This window comes from Methylosarcina fibrata AML-C10 (assembly GCF_000372865.1).
GTDB lineage: Bacteria > Pseudomonadota > Gammaproteobacteria > Methylococcales > Methylomonadaceae > Methylosarcina > Methylosarcina fibrata.
In genome coordinates, this window is record NZ_KB889965.1 from 4,221,586 (window position 1) to 4,235,251 (window position 13,666).

Annotated in this window: 12 protein-coding genes; 9 read left to right on the plus strand and 3 right to left on the minus strand. The window is 52.7% G+C overall.

Features of this window, described 5'->3' with window-relative positions; all coding sequences use genetic code 11:
* Window position 1: 1 nt before the first annotated feature.
* From scpB to A3OW_RS0119825, 5 genes are all read left to right on the plus strand, one after another.
* On the plus strand, window positions 2-607 hold the full coding sequence (gene scpB / locus A3OW_RS0119805; RefSeq protein ID WP_020565199.1) for an SMC-Scp complex subunit ScpB: 606 nt from the start codon (window positions 2-4) through the stop codon (window positions 605-607).
* Window positions 561-1,454: a 23S rRNA pseudouridine(2605) synthase RluB gene (gene rluB / locus A3OW_RS0119810; protein ID WP_020565200.1), complete on the plus strand. Its 894-nt coding sequence runs from the start codon at window positions 561-563 to the stop codon at window positions 1,452-1,454. The genes scpB and rluB overlap by 47 nt, the downstream gene beginning before the upstream one ends.
* Window positions 1,455-1,711: 257 nt before the next feature.
* On the plus strand, window positions 1,712-2,695 hold the full coding sequence (gene dmeF / locus A3OW_RS25520) for a CDF family Co(II)/Ni(II) efflux transporter DmeF (protein WP_020565201.1): 984 nt from the start codon (window positions 1,712-1,714) through the stop codon (window positions 2,693-2,695).
* A 202-nt stretch (window positions 2,696-2,897) separates the two neighbouring features.
* The gene (locus A3OW_RS25525) at window positions 2,898-3,791 is read left to right on the plus strand and encodes a glycosyltransferase family 2 protein (protein WP_020565202.1); all 894 of its coding nucleotides are present in this window, start codon (window positions 2,898-2,900) and stop codon (window positions 3,789-3,791) included.
* Window positions 3,792-3,822: 31 nt separating this feature from the next.
* Window positions 3,823-5,049 carry a glycosyltransferase gene (locus A3OW_RS0119825; protein WP_020565203.1) on the plus strand — a complete coding sequence of 409 codons (1,227 nt, stop codon included), beginning with the start codon at window positions 3,823-3,825 and terminating at the stop codon, window positions 5,047-5,049.
* A 59-nt stretch (window positions 5,050-5,108) separates the two neighbouring features.
* Here A3OW_RS0119825 and rpiA read toward each other — a convergent pair whose 3' ends face one another.
* From rpiA to A3OW_RS0119840, 3 genes are all read right to left on the minus strand, one after another.
* On the minus strand, window positions 5,109-5,786 hold the full coding sequence (gene rpiA / locus A3OW_RS0119830) for a ribose-5-phosphate isomerase RpiA (RefSeq protein WP_020565204.1): 678 nt from the start codon (window positions 5,784-5,786) through the stop codon (window positions 5,109-5,111).
* Between the two features lie 76 nt (window positions 5,787-5,862).
* Window positions 5,863-6,846, minus strand: a complete 984-nt coding sequence (locus tag A3OW_RS0119835; protein WP_020565205.1) for a CobW family GTP-binding protein — start codon at window positions 6,844-6,846, stop codon at window positions 5,863-5,865.
* 44 nt (window positions 6,847-6,890) lie between these two features.
* Window positions 6,891-7,238 carry a phenylpyruvate tautomerase MIF-related protein gene (locus tag A3OW_RS0119840; protein WP_020565206.1) on the minus strand — a complete coding sequence of 116 codons (348 nt, stop codon included), beginning with the start codon at window positions 7,236-7,238 and terminating at the stop codon, window positions 6,891-6,893.
* Window positions 7,239-7,647: 409 nt separating this feature from the next.
* Here A3OW_RS0119840 and A3OW_RS0119845 point away from each other — a divergent pair, with 409 nt between their 5' ends.
* The 4 genes from A3OW_RS0119845 (at window position 7,648) to A3OW_RS0119865 (ending at window position 13,659) form a co-directional block, all read left to right on the plus strand.
* The gene (locus A3OW_RS0119845) at window positions 7,648-8,607 is read left to right on the plus strand and encodes a hypothetical protein (RefSeq protein WP_020565207.1); all 960 of its coding nucleotides are present in this window, start codon (window positions 7,648-7,650) and stop codon (window positions 8,605-8,607) included.
* Between the two features lie 142 nt (window positions 8,608-8,749).
* A complete protein-coding gene (locus tag A3OW_RS0119850; protein WP_020565208.1) occupies window positions 8,750-10,030 on the plus strand; it encodes a hypothetical protein in 1,281 nt (426 codons plus the stop codon).
* Window positions 10,031-10,113: 83 nt separating this feature from the next.
* A protein-coding gene (locus tag A3OW_RS27375) for an IS630 family transposase (protein ID WP_085984322.1) occupies window positions 10,114-11,227 on the plus strand; the annotation gives its coding sequence in 2 pieces (ribosomal slippage) (window positions 10,114-10,541 and window positions 10,540-11,227; 1,116 coding nt in all).
* Window positions 11,224-13,659, plus strand: coding sequence for a DUF2225 domain-containing protein (locus tag A3OW_RS0119865; protein WP_157385943.1), 2,436 nt, complete (start codon window positions 11,224-11,226; stop codon window positions 13,657-13,659). The genes A3OW_RS27375 and A3OW_RS0119865 overlap by 4 nt, the downstream gene beginning before the upstream one ends.
* Window positions 13,660-13,666 lie beyond the last annotated feature (7 nt).

Sequence of the window (13,666 nt, forward strand, 5' to 3'; positions counted from 1 at the left end):
CGTGGAAATCAAACGCATAGTTGAAGCCATTTTATTTGCCGCCAATCGGCCTATGACCTGCAAAGAGATTCAGCAGGTGTTCCCGGAAATAGAGCAGCCCGATCTGCCGGTCATTCAGGCGGCGATCGAGGATATCGCCGAGGAATACCAACAGCGTCCGATCGAATTGAAGCAGGTAGGCAGCGGCTACCGGTTTCAGGTCAAACAGGAGTTGTCCCGCTGGGTCTCGCGCCTGTTCGAAGAAAAACCGCCGAAATATTCCCGCGCCCTGCTGGAAACGCTGGCCATCATCGCCTACCGGCAGCCGGTCACCCGCGGCGACATCGAGGATATCCGCGGCGTCAGCGTCAGTTCCAGCATTATCCAGACGCTGCTCGACCGCGAATGGGTCAGGGTCGTGGCGCACAAGGAAGTTCCGGGCCGCCCCGGCTTGTACGGCACCACCAAGCAATTTCTGGACTATTTCAACATCAAATCGCTCAACGAACTGCCGACTTTGCAAGAGATTCAGGATCTCGACTTGTCGCTGGATTCCGCGCAGCCCCCCTTACAGGTAGAGAGTGAAAAACAGGAAACAAGAGAAGAGCTCGCCGAAACGGTCGAGTGAGCCAAAGATCAAAAACACGGCCAAAAATAGAGACGACGAAGCGCCGGCGCTCGGGGAGCGCATCCAGAAAGTGCTGGCGCGCGGCGGCCTCGGTTCCCGGCGGGAAATCGAACGCTGGATCGCCGAAGGCCGGGTAAGGATCAACGGCGCGGTGATCGGTTTGGGCGCCAGGTTACGGCCGGGAGACCATTTGCAGGTCAACGACCGGGTCGTGCACTGGCAGAAATTCGCTCGGCAGCCGACCCGCGTGCTGATCTATCACAAGCCGGTCGGCGAAGTCGTGACCCGCCGCGATCCCGAAGGCCGCCCTACGATATTCAGCCAGTTGCCCAAACTGGACACGGCCCGCTGGATCGCGGTCGGTCGGCTGGACATCAATACTTCCGGATTATTGCTGGTCACCAATAACGGCGAACTGGCCAATCGCCTGATGCATCCTTCCACCCAGATCGAGCGCGAGTACGCCGTGCGCGTCCTGGGCGAGATTCCGGAAACGACGCTGGAACGGCTCAGACAGGGCGTCGAGCTGGAAGACGGCAGGGCGAAATTCGACGACGTCCGGTTTTTTGCGGGAGAAGGCGCCAACAAATGGTATTACGTCACCGTCGGCGAAGGGCGCAACCGCCTGGTGAGGCGCTTGTGGGAATCGCAACAGGTGACCGTCAGCCGCCTGATGCGCGTTCGTTACGGGCCCGTGGTTCTGCCGGAACGCTTGCGGGCGCGTTCCTTTTATGAGTTGAACGATAAGGAGCTGGATCTGCTGTTCGAATTCGCCGGTCTGGAAAAGGAAAAAGTCGCTGCATCGGTCAGGCCGGACTTGAAAACCAATAAGTCCGGCAGAAGGTAGTCCGCCGAAGTCGTGAGCGACAATCCCGATTCGAATTGAGTATTTTCCGGTTTTCCCGACTCCTACAGCAAGACACTTCGAGAATTCGGGAAGGAATTGCCGGGCGGCGTCGTCCTGGACGGAGACGGGTTCTTTCGTTCCAGGTCCGGGCCGCTTGTTGGGGTTTATCCCGGCCTGCCGGGGTTGATCGGCAGGTTCCGTGCAGACAATTCTCCGGCAAGAAATAGAGTTAACTCGGTTATTACGCGGTATTCACCATGCATGCACGAACCATCAGCTTATTACAGCACGATCACAATTTTGCCGTCATCAATAAAAAGGCGGAAAAACGGACGTGGGCGGTGCTGATTCTGACCTTTATCACCATGGCGCTGGAAGTCGGAGCCGGCATCTATCTCGGATCGATGGCGCTCCTGGCCGACGGCTGGCACATGGGTACCCACGTGGCGGCGTTCATGATCACGATTTTCGCCTACCGTTATTCCCGCGCTCATGCCCACGATCAGACCTTTGCTTTCAGCTCCGGAAAAGTCGGCGTGCTCGGGGCCTTTGCCAGTTCGGTGGCGCTCGGCGTGGTGGCTTTGATCATGCTGATCGAATCGGGGGAACGCCTTCTGCATCCTAGGATCATTCATTTCAATGAAGCCATCGCGATCGCCGGCTTCGGATTGTTCATCAATCTGATCAGCGCCTTGCTGCTCAAAAGCCGGCATGACCATGATCACCACCATCATCATGAACACGGGCACGGCCATGGCCATCACGATCATAATCTGAAGGCGGCCTACGTGCACGTCATATCCGACGCCCTGACCTCGGTGCTGGCCATTGTGGCCTTGGTACTGGGAAAATATTACGGATGGCAATGGCTCGATCCGGTCATGGGCGTGGTAGGCGCGCTGATCATTACCCGCTGGGCCTATCTCCTGGTGAAAGAAACCGGCCCCATCCTGCTCGATGAAAGCATCGACGCCGACTACAGCAAAGCCATCGTAAGAACCATCGAAAGCGATGCCGATAACCGGATTGCCGATCTGCACGTCTGGCGAGTGGCGCCCAATCATTTCGCCGTGATCATTTCGCTGGTCACTCATCATCCGCAACCGCCGGAATATTACAAGGCCTTATTAAAAAATTTCCGCAAATTGTCGCATATTACCGTGGAAGTGACCCGGTGTCCGGAAGAAACCTGCAATGACTCGATGGAGCAAGCCGTTACTTCATCGCTTAATCCAGGCTAGCCGGCAGTCAGGGGCAGTCGGTAAAAAAGGTTCAGCGGAAAAAGTCTATACTTAAGCCTGAACAGGAAGATCCAGCCCTCGCAGGAGGCCGTCCAACGAAGGCTGGAGAGGGAAGTTGCCCGTCTTGAAGCCTATGCGGTCACATTCATTTTTCCGGAAGGATGGCTGTCCGGACAATTTACAAATCATACCTGTAGACTTTATGCGAAACGATACCTTCAGCATTGTTTTACCCGCAAAAAACGAGGCTTCTTCTCTTAAATTGCTGCTGCCCCAAATCAGACGGCTGTTTCCGTCCGCCGAAATTCTGGTGATCAACGACGGTTCCACCGACGAAACGGCAAAAGTTGCAATCGAGGAAGGGGCTAACGTCGTCAGTCATCCCTACAGCCAGGGCAACGGCGCGGCCATCAAGACAGGGGCTCGCCGTGCCGCCGGAGACGTCCTGGTTTTCATGGATTCGGACGGTCAACATAATCCGGAGGATATTTCCGTCCTGCTCGATTTGCTCGAACACGGCTACGACATGGTGGTCGGCGCAAGAAATCCGCGCACCCATGCTTCCTGGTCCCGGCGCGTCGCCAACGGTTTTTACAACCGGCTGGCCAGCGTCATGACCGGCCACAAAATCGAGGACCTGACCTCGGGCTTTCGCGCGGTCAGAACCGATAAATTCCGCAAGTTTCTATACCTTTTGCCCAACGGATTTTCCTATCCGACCACGTGCACGATGGCTTTTTTCCGTTCCGGTTTCCCGGTCGCCTACGTCCCGATCCATGCCGGGCAACGGGAGGGCAAGAGTCATATCCGGTTGCTGAAGGACGGCATCCGTTTTTTCATCATCATTCTGCGCATCGGCACGCTGTTCTCGCCGATGCGGTTGTTTTTGCCGATCAGCGGTTCGATTTTCATCACCGGCCTGGCCTATTACGGCTATACCTTTATGACCAGCGGCCGCTTTACCAACATGAGCGCCTTGCTGCTGCTGTCTTCGTTATTGATCTTTCTGATCGGCATCCTTTCCGAACAGATCTCGTCGCTGCATTATAAAAATGTCGAACATCCTCACAATAGCGGCACGCCTTCGGATGAATGACCGTGTCCCCCGATATCCGGAAGATTAAGCGGTGCCTGCTTTAGATACGGACAAGCCTTCGGAAAAAATCAAGGTCTTGTGGATAACCTCGAGCTATCCCCGATTCGAGCATGACAGCGCCGCCGTTTTTTTGCGGCGGCTGGCTGATTTTCTTCTCGAGGAAGGCGTTGACCTGCATGTTCTGTCGCCCGACGATTCCGCCGTCGAAAGGCCTCTGCCCGACGACTTGATAAAAAACTACCGCTTCCGCTATTTTTTTCCCCGCCGTCTGCAATTGCTTGCCTACGGATCGGGCATTCTGCCGAATTTGCGGGCCCGGCCGTGGTTGTTTTTACAAATCCCCTTTTTTTTGCTGGGTCAGTTCTGGTCGGCCCGGAGCCTGATTCGCCGGATCGAGCCGGATCTGATCCATGCGCATTGGCTCTTTCCTCAAGGCTGGATCGCCGCCTGGCTAGGCCGAAGATGGAAGGTGCCCGTCATCGTCACCGTGCACGGAGGAGACGCTTTCTCGTTACAGCAATCAGCCCTGGCCGGAATCAAACGCTGGACCGTACACAATTGCTCGACCTGGACTTCGAATACCGCCGCCACGGCCCAGGCCGTCGGCGACCGGCTGCCGAAACCGGAAATCATTCCGATGGGAGTCGACTCCCGCCGGTTCAATTCCGGGACGGTTTTTACCAAATCGCCGGAGGTTTCGGTGATATTGTTCGTAGGCCGTCTGGTTGAAAAGAAAGGGGTGCGCGACCTGATCCACGCCTATGCGATGCTGGACGGGGGGCTTCGGGACAGAACGGAACTGTGGATTGTCGGCGACGGCGTCGAACGCGAGGCACTGGAAAGGCTGGCGAGTGAATTGAAGCTGACGGCAAAGATTCATTTTCACGGCCGGCTGCCCAACGAGCAATTACCGCATTATTATGCTGCGGCCGATGTTTTCATCGCCCCTTCGATCACCGATTCATCGGGGGACACCGAAGGGCAGGGCGTGATTTTACTGGAGGCTTTGGCCAGCGGAACGGCCATTATCAGCACCCGGACCGGCGGTATCGGCGAAGTGCTGGAGCACGGCAAGACCGGGCTGCTGGTTAGGCCCAACGATCCGGTCGAACTGAAAGCCGCCATCGAAAACTTATTGAACGACCGGAAATTGCGCGATTCATTGGCGGCGGAAGGCCAAAAGATCGTTTCCGCTTACGATTGGCGCCTCATCGCCGGCCGGTTCGCCGAATTATACCGGCGACAACTTCAATACTGATCGCCGAAGGCCCGGGCAGCGAATACGTTCCGCCGGCAGGCTTTCGCAAAAAGTCTTGCTTATTTCCGTTTTTCCTCGACCTGGCCGTTTTCGGCGCAGAAGACGACGTCGGCCAACTGGCTGAAGATGCCGTGTTCGACAATGCCGGGAATGCCGTTCAGCAGCGTGTCGAGCGTGGCGCTGTCGAGGCTCTCCGGAAACACCGCATCCAGCACCAGGCTGCCGTGGGAGGTGACGATCAGGCCGTCTTTCGCGGCGTTCTGCCTGAGTTCCGCCTTGCCGCCGATGGCTTCCAGGCTCTGCCTGACCAGTTGCCAGGCGAAGGGAACGACTTCCACCGGAATCGGATATTTTTCGCCGATCCGGTTCACCCGTTTGCCGGGATCGATCAGCACCCAGAACGACGCGCTCGCTCGGGCCAGAATTTTTTCCCGCACCAGATCCTGGCCGCGGCCTTTCAGCAAGGTGAGATCGGGCGCGACTTCATCGGCGCCGTCGACGTAGACGTCCAGGCGCGTGAGCTGTTCCAGCGCCAGTATCGGCAGTCCGTGCTGACGCGCCTTGATCGAGCTGACCACCGAACTGGCCACGGCCTCGATCTCCAGACCTTCCTCCCGGTGGCGATGCGCCAGCGCTTCGATAAAGCAGTTGGCCGTCGAACCGGTGCCGAGGCCGACGATCATGCCATTCTGGATCCGGTTGGCCGCATGCTGGGCGACCCGTTCTTTATCGTTCATAAAATCTCTCCGTACGCAGAAAATGAAACCGTTTCAATGGGAAAATCATACTACCGGCGATCGTCTCAGGCTATTTTTATTGCCTTGACGAATCTTGCGGCAGCAGGCAGCGATCGATTTCGGTCCACGGAAAACCGGCTTCGTCCTGGCCAAGCATCCATTCGATCCGGCTCTCCTGTCCCGGCGGGATTTCCCGGCATTCGAGCAGACCGTCCGCGCCGTTGAAGATAAACCAGCCCCGGTCGGTGGCAACGACCGCTTTGATTCGGGTGACCGGATACCGGGCCAGCAGATCGTACAAGCGGGCATATGAAAATAAGCAGTCCGCCGGATAAATCCGTCCTTCGCTGCGATAATCCGGCCTCGGCCCGGAGGTTGCCGAATCGTGCGAAATCTCGGCTTTACTTTGCCGATGAGCGTCCGCATGCGCTTCGGGAAAGAACGCCGACCGCTCCGGATGTCTTTGCAGATCCAGCCAATCGGCGGAAATCTTGCCTCGGCAGGTTTGCGCGGCTACGGTTTTGACGGGGCGGCTGCTGTTGACCCGCTGGTGAAACAGGGCCATCGCTTCGGCATCGGCCAGATCCGTTTTATTGGCGACCAGAACGTCGGCCAGGGCGATTTGATCGACGAAATTCTCGTTGCTCGTATAGCGGGCCTCTTTCAGCTTGCGGGGATCGACCAGGCAAATGCTGGCCCTGACGTCGAGCGCCTGCCGAAAGTAACCGCCGGTTAATTGTTCCAGGATTTTTTTAGGGTGTCCCAGGCCGGTCGGTTCGATGAGCAGACGGTCCGGCTTGATCTCGGCCAGGATCCGGTTGACCGTCACCTGAAACGGCAAACCCAGCGCGCAGCACAAACAGCCGCCCGGCAGTTCCCGCACGATGGCTTGGCGGGATGCGTAGATCGCTCCGTCGATGCCGATTTCACCGAATTCGTTGACCAGCACCGCCCAGGTCTGGCCGGCCGGCTTTTGTTCCAGCAGTTGGAGAATCGCGGTGGTCTTGCCGGCGCCGAGAAAGCCCAGAATCAGGTTGGTGGGGACAGGTGATTTTTTCAACGAAGCCGACCTTTTCCGGAATCGTCAAAACCGGGAAGAATCATTCAACCAAAGGTCGAGCCGTTCCAGCCCCAAAACTCGGCCGGGCAGTTGCTGAATTCGATGTAAACACGCTCGGGTGGTATGCCCAGTTGTTTATCCAATAATTGGCACAAGGAGGCGGACAGCGATTTCGCCTGCCGGCCGGACAGGCCGATGCTCTTGCATTCCAGATACGCCAAGGGAACGTCCGTTCCGGCAAAAATCAACGGTTTTTTATCAGCCAGTTCGACCATGACATAACTCTCGGGCTTGTTGGTTCCGTCGGCGACCAATTGCGACAATTGGCGCAATAGGGGCTGAGTCTGGTCGTCGCCGACCGAGATATTGGTATTCAGCTTAAGGTAGGGCATGGTCTTGTCTCATTAGGATGTAGAAGGGGCAAGTCATTATAAACAGCCTGATTGATATTTGTTAATGATTAAAACTTTTGAGGAATGACTGCGCAGCAAGTAATAAAAGAGTCAATTAAAAGGTCTACATAAAGGGGAGCAGACCCGAATGGCATATTATTTCCAACTTTATAAAGTCAAGATAATAACCCGATAAATTTAATTTCATCTTGAATTTTTAGATCATTTATAGTAGGTTCGCTTTGTCTGTGAATTATTTTGGAAGTCAAAAATAAAAATATTTCCAGATCCCTGAGGAGCAAGAATTGTATGGGTAGGCTAGCCCGTAGAGGCTGCTATAACCTTGAAAGCCGAAGTCGAATCACGTTCGAGACTAGAAATTAGTCTCTCCCTTCCCAGGAGAATCGCAATGGCGACAGTCAAAGAAGAAGCTGTAAACCAGCCCGACATCCCCATCATAGCCAATATGTACGAGCGCTGGACGCTCGATTACATTATTGAACTCGTCCAACTGATCGCGATGGACTTTGTATGCCGACCGCGGCAATACCGCGAGGTTCCGGCAAACATTAGCAAGATACTGCAGAATTTCCGGTTTCTAAGCGGAACGGATCCTGAGTTTCCCAGCCGCATGCAGCGTGTCATGACTTTCGAAGCGTTGCTGGGCTCCTCGGACGGCGCCGGCATGACCATGGGGCCGGACCTCAAGACGGGCACCCTCCCGGCGGGTGCAAGCGGAACCGGGGCAGGAGCGAGTAGCGGCGCCGCGGCAGGGAGCGGCATGAATGTGCCCGCAGAAGGCGCGCAGTTCAAAATGGAAGCCGCAAGACTGAGAGAGACAGCCCGTGCCTATACGGAGCGGCAGGTCACACAAGGCGAAGGCCAACTGCTTCAGGCTTTCCTTGATGAAGGCATCACGCTTCAATCGTATCTGCGTCCCATCGATGATCAAAATAATGTAGTCATTATTGGCGACGCTCAGACCAAGGCGATCTTTGATTTCGCTGTGCAGGTGCTGCGCGATAAGACGGTGGCCGGGCGTTTCGGCCGTCCGCCCGCGTTCCAGCGAACTTGGCCGTTGGGCGGTGCTCTGGATGAGAACGGTTCTTTGTTAATCCAGGAAATCGGCAGAGTGCTGGTCCACGGAGTCATGCCGTCGCCTCCGGTGATGCCCGTCTCCCAAAACAAATTCAACGTGATGCAGCGCATTGCCCATTATGGGGCTTTGACCATTACCGGCGTCATTGAGGCGAAATTTCCAGCGGACCCCAGCGAGCCGCTGCCATCCCGGCAGGAACGGTTCGAACCCTTGATCGGCGCCGCTTACAGTTGGAAGACGGCGCTCGATAATTTGGCTTCCGTGATGTAGAAAAACATCCGGCGCCCGGCTCAATAATTTCAGATCAGGAATACAAAATGGATAAAGAGGCAAAATGACAAATTGAAGATTTTGTGTTGAGCGCCTCAACATAACAGATGGCTGTTAAACAAAAAATGAGCAGGTCCGGATTATGTCTATCAACACCGATAAACCAGAACTTATCTCGAACATTGTTTCCGGCAAAATCCTGGTAAAGGAATCGGGAGCCGGAATTCCGGATTTACTCGTGATCCTTTTCGATATCGATAATTGGGGCGATCCGGAAGAACGGAGCGACGGCGCCTTGCTTCGGCAATCCGCAACGGGGCTCAATACCAGCACAAATACCGGTTTTGATGTATCTCTCCTTTTTAAGATGGGCGATCGAATCGGCTCAACGCTTACCGATGCTTCCGGAGAATTTCTTTTTGACGTCATTCCTAAAGACTTCAACCTCCCTCCCAAAACCACCGAACAAAAACCGGACTTGGTCCTGTTGGTGCTGGCGCCCGAAGAGCCGGGCCTGGATATAAACAGTCGACTGCTTTATTTATCGAATCACATACGCCTCAATGCAGGTACTCGGGAATCCTACATTATTAAACTGAGTAATGAGCTATTGGCCAATAAAGGCATTTTTCGGGACAATTTGAATCAAAAAATTCAAAATTACCGTGAAAAGAAAGACAATCAAAAAAGACTGAAAGAAGGTATCAAAAAAATTAATGAAGAGTTTTCCGAACTGGAAAGCGAACAAAAGCAGGAGTTAAGAAAAACCCTAAAAGAAGCTGTTTTGCCGAATTTGAGTATCCTTAATTCAATGGATAATTTTGTTAAGGAAAACATGGACACCATTGAAGATGTGCAAATAAAGGTTTACCGCAAAGGGGCAAATCAAATCGATGGGGTCATTGATAATCTTGATGAAAACAATCCCATTCCAGGCAAAGGGATTAAGATCAGCCTGGTTTTAACTCAGGAGGAAAAGCTGGCATTACAAGAATATAAGTTCCTATATGACGAAAAGTATTATTACCATATCCCTGAAGATAAAATTCGGGAGCTTCTTTTTAAAAGGGAAACCGACAAGGGAATAAACGCCATATTATTTTCCAATAATCCTATCAGCAAATACTGCATCCAAAAATCAACGGATGACAAATGTGCAGAAATGCATACGGGAATTGTTCCGGATACTGGCCAGCATCAAGATCCGGATCCTCTGATTCCGGAAACTGCCGAAGGCGCGACCGGAATTACAACACACGACATTCCCATTTTTCTTGAAAAGATACTGGCGGACAAGAATTCCAGTCAATTTCAAAATGTGGTCGATTATAAATCGCAAAGACCCGATCCTGGCAGTGTTCAGGCCAAGGTGGATTCTTTTCTGCTTCAGAAAGGCCCGGCCGATACCACGGCATACTATTAGTCAGTCAATTTAAATCAAAAGGATATATTGGGCTTGTAAGTCACTCTATAGTGGCATTGATGGTTACTGATTGAGGTCAAGCAATGCCAGCTCTTAAATACAAAGTCAATCTGACTGAAGACGAAAAGCGTGGCTTGGAAGCCATGATCAACAAAGGAAAAGCCGCGGCACGCCATCTGACACGCGCGCGAATTTTATTAAAAGCGGCAGCGGGTATTCAGGATAAAGACATTATCCAAGCTTTGGGTGTCTCGGAATCAATGGTGTTGACGACGCGCCAACGGTGTGTGGAAGAAGGCCCGGAAGCCGCCCTGAAAGAACGCCCCCGTCCAGGACGTGCCCCAAAACTGACGGAGAAGCAGGCCGCCCATATTATCGCCTTGGCTTGTAGTGAGGCGCCGACAGGGCATGATCACTGGACCTTGCGGTTGTTGGCGGACAAAGTGGTGGAATTAGCGTATGCCGACCGTTGCAGCTATGAAACCATCCGTCAGCTTTTAAAAAAACACTCTCAAACCCTGGCAGAAGCAAGAGTGGTGCATTCCCGAGGTGAGTGCTGAATTTGTCGCGGCGATGGAAGACGTGCTGGACCTTTATGAAGAACCCTACGATCCGTTGCGCCCGGTTGTGTGTTTCGACGAAAGTCCGAAGCAACTCATTGCGGAAGTCCGCCAACCTCTCCCGCCTGAGCCCGGTCAACCGGCCCGCTATGACACCGGCTATGAACGGAAAGGCGTCTGCGATTTGATGATGATCTGCGAACCTAAACGCGGTTTTCGGCAGGTGGACATCACCGCGCGGCGGACCAAAATCGAATTCGCGCACAGCATGAAGCATATCGCTGAACTTTATCCGGACGCGGCGGTGATCCGGGTGGTGCTGGACAATCTGAATACCCATAAAATGGCGTCTTTGTATGAAGCCTTTCCAGCAGAGCAAGCCCGTGAATTGGCGCGACGGCTGGAGTTCCACTACACGCCCAAGCATGGCAGTTGGCTAAACATCGCTGAGATCGAACTGGCCGTCTTGTCGAACATGTGTTTATCACAGCGGATACCGGACACAGAGAGCCTCCGGCGTGAGGTCGAAGCCAATATCCTACCGCGCAACACCAAGGCGACGCCCGTCAATTGGCGATTTACGACGCAACAGGCACGACGTAAACTGGCTCGCCTGTATCCTTGTGTTTCTTCGTGACTGACTACTATGATTTTCATTCGCTGCAAATCGCATTCGATTATGTATGGCACCAATTACTGGACGAAACGCTGGTTAATCTAACGGACAAGATACACAATGATCTTGAGAACTCCGGCAAAAAAGGACTGTTGCAATCAATTCAGGAAAGAATGCAGGGAGTTGTCAGTTCCAGAAAAAATATCATGGTTGCGGTACTCGACGATATACGGTGGTACACCCAAGAAGAAGTGCCTACGGAAATCTCGACGGCTTTTGATATCACCTTCATTGAATACGATGCGCTCACTCATGATAATAAGATAAAGCTGGCCTCTCTGGCCAAGGACATCAATTATTATGAAGCGCAAGCCCTTTCCTTCCAGGCAACCCATCAGGATTTTGCAACGCTTGCGTCAGTATTAAGAGATCAGGGTGAGCGAATTATCGATAATATCCGAATCAACAGCCCTTATACAACCAATCAGCTTCTCAAGGAACTGCAGGAAAGGCTGCTTTCCAAATATGAATTTACCGTATTTGCTGCCGATAAGGATTATCACAGCATTAATTTTGGCTTGATGAATACCTTTCGCCAGAAGTGGGAACCGCTCTCTTACCAGGCGGGGAAGTTGGTAAAAACCATACCGCTTTCTCCAAAAGAAGAAAGAAAGTATTCGGTGAAAACGACAATCAATTCCAAGATTACTAGAAAACAGGCTCAAAAATACAATTCCTCGCTGCATCAGGAGATTAATACCACCTCCCGCGCCGAGTCGGAAATCGTCGCCAAAGCGCACGACAAATCGAATTTCAACATGAGCGTGAAGCTGGATTATTCAAAAATCAGCTCCCAGGTCACATTCGGCAAGGATGCGGAAAAAGAATCTTCGCAAGCCAAGAAAGATTTTCGGGAAGCGGTAATGAAAGCCGTCCAGGAATATAAGGAAGAAAGAAGTTTCGAAATTGATACCGAGGAAACCTTTAACTCGGAATATAGCGAATCCGGAACTATTGTCAATCCGAACGATGAACTGTCGGTGACTTATTTGTTTTACGAACTGCAAAGGCGCTACCGGATATCGGAACAACTCTACAGAGTCATGCCCGTGGTTCTGGTCGCCCAGCAGGTGCCTTCCCCGGATCAGATTACCGAAGCCTGGATTGTCGCGCATGACTGGATAATAAACCGGGCGCTACTGGATGATAGTTTTAGAAATACGCTGCAATACATCGCCCAGAAAAATGTCGGCGATAATTTTGCCATTCGCGAACTGAGAAAAAATCTCAGGCAGCAGCGCACGCTGGTGAATACTCTCCAAATCGAATTTTCAAAACTCAAACAGGACGTGGAAAATAAATACGCGGCAATGGAGAGAGCCGTTCAGGAAAGAATTACCGAAGAGCATGAAAAAAGGACCTGGAAATGGTGGTGGTGGTGGAATGATCCAAACCGCCGGCCTGACGAACCGCCGGACCCCGAAATGGCGAAGGCGCTTGAACAGGCGGCGACCGACGAACACAAATACGCGGTGGAAAAGGCGGAAAAAATGGCGCTTTCGGTGCAGCGTGAAGTCAATGCGTTGCATCAGTTGACGAAAGATTATAACGATGTGATGCGGGAGCATCTGGACCGGATTACCCAGACCAGGAGATTAATTACCCATATCAAGGAAAACATTTTGTACTACATGCAGGCCATATGGAGCATGGAGCCTCCCGATCAAAGATTCATGCGGCTTTACAAGGTAATGGTGCCTTATTTTGAAGCCACCAGAACCTGCATTGTTGAAGATGGTGTAGCGGAAGATATTTTTGCGCAGTTCCGGGAAGAGGGAAAACAGAAATACAACGGCTGGCTGCACGGAAAAATCGACCGTAATGCCGATGGAACTCCCAAAGTAGCGTATAAGCAACTGGTGGAAGTCGCCGATCTGGACACCATGCTGGGCTTCAAAGGCAATTACATGATTTTTCCGTTAAAGGAACACAATGCGCTGACCGAGTTAATGGCGGCACCTTATATCGATGAAGCCTTTGGCGCGATGGATCCGGATCAACTGAGCAATATCAATCTGGAAGAGTTTTCAAAATACATCTGCTGTCTGCATCACGAAAAACCGGAGGAGTACGAACGGCTAAAACCGGTGTTGAAAGAATGGCTGACGCAATTACTGGCCGACCCTCTGCGCAATGGCGATGAAGTGATCGTTCCTACGGGTTCTCTGTTTATTGAAATGCTTCCTTCCGATAAGTCTCTGCTCGAAGACTTCAAACTCAAGCACCGCGAGTGGGACGTTTACAAAGTGCAGGCCGAAGTCCGGAAAATGGAAATTGAAAACCTGCGTTTTGCCGCGCGCCTGCTGAATAATGAACGCGAAGATCCGGATGTTGAAAAGAAGATCATTGTTAAGGGCGGCGCCGGACCTGTCATCGACGTGGATAATCCTTAAGGAGATG

Coding starts and splice junctions, on each gene's coding strand:
- dmeF (WP_020565201.1), top strand. CDS start 1,712: ATGCATGCACGAACCATCAGCTTATTACAGCACGATCACAATTTTGCC.
- A3OW_RS0119845 (WP_020565207.1), top strand. CDS start 7,648: ATGGCGACAGTCAAAGAAGAAGCTGTAAACCAGCCCGACATCCCCATC.
- A3OW_RS25525 (WP_020565202.1), top strand. CDS start 2,898: ATGCGAAACGATACCTTCAGCATTGTTTTACCCGCAAAAAACGAGGCT.
- rpiA (WP_020565204.1), bottom strand. CDS start 5,786: ATGAACGATAAAGAACGGGTCGCCCAGCATGCGGCCAACCGGATCCAG.
- A3OW_RS0119840 (WP_020565206.1), bottom strand. CDS start 7,238: ATGCCCTACCTTAAGCTGAATACCAATATCTCGGTCGGCGACGACCAG.
- A3OW_RS0119850 (WP_020565208.1), top strand. CDS start 8,750: ATGTCTATCAACACCGATAAACCAGAACTTATCTCGAACATTGTTTCC.